Annotated in this window: 1 protein-coding gene and 1 pseudogene; one reads left to right on the top strand and one right to left on the bottom strand. The window is 58.9% G+C overall.

All coding sequences use genetic code 11. The annotated features are described in order from the left end of the window. Positions 1-236, bottom strand: a pseudogene (locus EOA22_RS34050) (asparagine synthetase B); the annotation flags it as partial. Between the two features lie 186 nt (positions 237-422). On the opposite strand from EOA22_RS34050, the gene EOA22_RS34045 reads away from it, so the two are divergent. Beyond that, a complete protein-coding gene (locus EOA22_RS34045) occupies positions 423-821 on the top strand; it encodes a M24 family metallopeptidase (protein WP_063170504.1) in 399 nt (132 codons plus the stop codon). Positions 822-1,262: the final 441 nt, after the last annotated feature.

Here is a 1,262-nt window from a genome sequence, read left to right as displayed (position 1 = left end):
ACATAGTTGAAGATCTCGCCGTTGAAGGCGATCGTCAGATCGCCCGTCGCATCGGACATCGGCTGCTGGCCGTCCCCGAGACCGACGATGGACAGCCGCGCATGGCCGAGGCCGGCCGCCTTTGTGGTGAAGAACCCCTGCTCATCGGGGCCGCGATGCGCAATGGCAGCCGTCATCCTTTCAAGGAGCGCCCTCCCATCCCGGACAGTGCCGAAATAGCCGCTAAAACCGCACATGCCGAGATATTTCCAAGTCCACCAGCGCGGCCCGGACTATAGCCGCCAAGATATCGGTAGGTGTTAAATATTTGGGACTATTCATGAGAATGGTAAATTTTGAGCGGCCGCCGACGGCTGATTCCTTGCGTGAGCATTGGATCTGCCGCGAGATGAGGGCAATGAAGCTTTTGGCGTCGTGTTCGCATGATGTTCACGGGGTCTGAGGGGCAGGCCCTCATCGCCTTCTGTCGAGGGCTAGGTCTGGGACTTCTCAAGGTCTGTCGTTGTCGGGGAAAGTGGTCCGCGCGGCAGAATGAAATCTACGACGGTGCCATTGCCGGAATTGAGGCAGGCGTGGCCGCATGCCGCCTTGGCGTAACGGCAAGCGATCTGTACAAGGCAGTCCTCGATGTTCTTGACGGCCGCGGAATTTTTTGCGGCTACCCAATCTATGGCCATTCCTTCGGACTGGGCTGGGGCGGACCATGGTTAGTGCCAGATAACAGCTTCAAGGTTGGAGCCGGGATGGCCATCGCCGTCGAGTGCATGGCGGGCCGCGAAGACGTCGGCTATGTCAAGTTCGAGCACAATTGTCTATCCTGATCGCACCGAGCTCATTTCCACCTGTCCGGCGAGGCTCTGAAGACTTGCCCTCAAACGCATGCCCAAAACACAGCTGGTATTGGTAGCAATCCGAGCGGACCAGGCGAGGCTGCCTCACTGCCGGGTAGCGAGAGAACCCACTTGGTGAACTCACGCGTGCGCCTGACATTCCGGGCACCGTGGACACGCGTCAAGCCGAGAGGATACTGCGCGAGCGATATCGAGTCCATGTCAAGTACCGCAATGTAGAGAACGTCGCGACTGCGCGTTTCTTTCCAGTTTTACATGCACGAGGACGAACCAGATATTGTTGCCGAAGGTCGAAACCAGCCGTCGCTGACACTCATGGGAGTATGGCGGTCCCGAACAGGATGCCGTGACGCCCGACCGTGGTGATCGGGTCCGGCAGCTTCCACATGGCGGGGCTTTCTTCTCTGCGCG

It is taken from the genome of Mesorhizobium sp. M7A.F.Ca.US.014.04.1.1 (genome assembly GCF_003998745.1).
GTDB classification, from domain to species: Bacteria; Pseudomonadota; Alphaproteobacteria; order Rhizobiales; family Rhizobiaceae; genus Mesorhizobium; species Mesorhizobium ciceri.
The sequence above is the reverse complement of the archived record's forward strand: the minus strand, read 5'-3'. Positions and strand labels throughout refer to the sequence as shown.

Coding starts and splice junctions, on each gene's coding strand:
- EOA22_RS34045 (WP_063170504.1), top strand. CDS start 423: ATGATGTTCACGGGGTCTGAGGGGCAGGCCCTCATCGCCTTCTGTCGA.